Here is a 1,995-nt window from a genome sequence, read left to right as displayed (position 1 = left end):
GAGGATTGCCCACAGACCAATGCCGACAAGCAAAACAGCAAGCAGCCGACCGCCGTTTGGCTGGGCGAACAGGTTAAAATGAATGTCCTTTGCCTGATTGGAATTGGAAACGACACTGTTGGAACTGGTGCGAGTAGTGATACAGAACTTTTCAAAAACTATCGTAGTACAATTCGTTTTCAAGGTCATCGGATAGCAACTTGCTTGTATCGCACCCCGATGGGCAGCCGTGTTTGAAATATAGTTGCCTTTTATATACCACACAACCTAAAAATTATCAAGTACGCGCAGCGTTCACTTCTCCCATCACCGGGAGCAAATGGACGCTGCTTTTTTTGTTTGCAACGAAAGGAGGCATCCGTGAAATGGCAGTTTTTCGGGTAGAAAAGAACAGCGGCTACACGGTCATGTCAAACCACCACCTGCGGAACCGGGCCTTGTCCCTGAAAGCCAAAGGCTTACTCTCCCAAATGCTCTCCCTGCCGGAAGATTGGGACTACACCCTGCAAGGGCTGGCCCGTATCAACCGGGAAAGCATCGACGCGATACGGCAGGCCATCCGGGAACTGGAACAGGCGGGCTACATCCAGCGTTCCAGAGAACGGGACGAGAAAGGGCGGCTGCGTGGTGCAGACTATGTGATTTTCGAGCTGCCGCAGCCCGTTCCTGCATCGGTTTCACCTACATTGGAAAATCCAACGTTGGAGAATCCCACGCAGGAAAACCCTACGTTGGAAAATCCAATGCAATTAAATAAAGATAAACTAATTACAGAAAAACAAAAGAAAGAGGGATTAAATACCGATTCCATTCCTATCCATTCCCCAAACCCCTTGCCTTTGGACGAGGACGAGGCAGCGGCACCGCCGCCGGAACGGACAGGAAGCCGAAAGGAAACGGCCTATCAAATCTACCGGGACCTGATTTTGGAGAACATTGAGTATGACACCCTCATCCAGAATCCCCGGATAGACCGGGAGCAGCTGGACGAAATCGTGGACATCCTGCTGGAAACGGTCTGCACTTCCCGCAAGTCCATCCGGGTGGCCGGGGACGATTACCCGGCAGAGTTGGTCAAGGCGAAATTCTTGAAGCTGGACAGCCATCACATCGAGTTCGTCATGGACTGCCTGCGGGACAACACCACCAAAGTCCGCAACATCAAGCAATACCTGCGGGCCATGCTGTTCAACGCCCCCAGCACCATCAACAGCTACTATGCGTCCCTTGTGGCGCACGATATGGCGCAGCCCGATTGGGGCCGCCCGCCCAACACCTGACCGAAAGGAGTACCCATCCATGAGAACCCTTTACCTGCGGCGGCTGGTGGTTCCACCCTAGCTGCCGCTCTGAATTTTCTGCAACAAGGAGGGATTCATATTGCAGGAAGAAGTCACCCAGAAAACCATTGCCCTGTCCATGAAAACGGGCAAGCTCACCGCCCAAGCGCTGCAAGCCGCCCTGAAAAAGTATTTGCAGCACCGGGCCAAGGGGCCAAAGCTGCACCACGGCAAGCAAAGCCTGAAACAGCTGAAAGCCCATGGTGCGGCCCTGACCAACATTGAAGTCACGGAGGCGAACATCGGGGCGTTCAAGCCCTGCGCCAAGAAGTACGGCGTGGACTTTACCTTGCGCAAGGACAAGACCACCCAGCCGCCCCACTACATCGTGATCTTCAAGGCCAAGGATACGGACAATCTGGAACAGGCGTTCCGGGAGTTCACAGCCAAAACGCTCTCCAAGGAGCAGCGGCCCTCCATCCGCAAGGTGCTGACCGCAGCCAAGCAGAAAGCGGCCCAGCAGCCGAAACGTGCGAAAGAAAAAATCAAGCAAAGGGAGCTGGAACGATGAAGCCTGAACTAAAAAAACTGCTGGTGCTGAATCTGCCATATCTGCTGTTCGTGTACCTGTTTGCCAAATGCGGGCAGACGTACCGTCTGTCGGCGGGCGCGGATGCTTCGGCCAAGCTGCTGCACCTAACGAGCGGCATCTCCG

The 1,995-nt window shown here is 54.1% G+C and carries 3 protein-coding genes and 1 pseudogene; all 4 read left to right on the top strand.

Annotation, left to right across the window (positions count from 1 at the left end; genetic code table 11):
- On the top strand, positions 1–237 hold a 237-nt coding region (locus D3F01_RS15795), incomplete at its 5' end, for a hypothetical protein (RefSeq protein ID WP_242889608.1).
- A gap of 128 nt (positions 238–365) precedes the next feature.
- Entirely contained in the window at positions 366–1,280 is a 915-nt protein-coding gene (locus D3F01_RS15790) for a DUF6017 domain-containing protein (protein ID WP_242889605.1), read from the top strand.
- A 100-nt stretch (positions 1,281–1,380) separates the two neighbouring features.
- Positions 1,381–1,851 (top strand): PcfB family protein, encoded by a 471-nt coding sequence (locus D3F01_RS15785; protein WP_008982755.1) that lies wholly within the window; start codon positions 1,381–1,383, stop codon positions 1,849–1,851.
- Positions 1,848–1,995 (top strand): annotated as a pseudogene (locus tag D3F01_RS15780) (conjugal transfer protein TraG); the annotation flags it as partial. The gene D3F01_RS15785 and the pseudogene D3F01_RS15780, both read left to right, overlap by 4 nt.

Origin of the sequence: Faecalibacterium sp. BCRC 81149, assembly GCF_022750605.1 — a bacterium.
Classification (GTDB): domain Bacteria; phylum Bacillota; class Clostridia; order Oscillospirales; family Ruminococcaceae; genus Faecalibacterium; species Faecalibacterium duncaniae.
This window is presented reverse-complemented; position numbering and strand designations above follow the sequence as displayed.

Excerpts from the sequence above, each read along its gene's own strand:
- D3F01_RS15790 (WP_242889605.1), top strand. The coding sequence starts at position 366 with ATGGCAGTTTTTCGGGTAGAAAAGAACAGCGGCTACACGGTCATGTCA.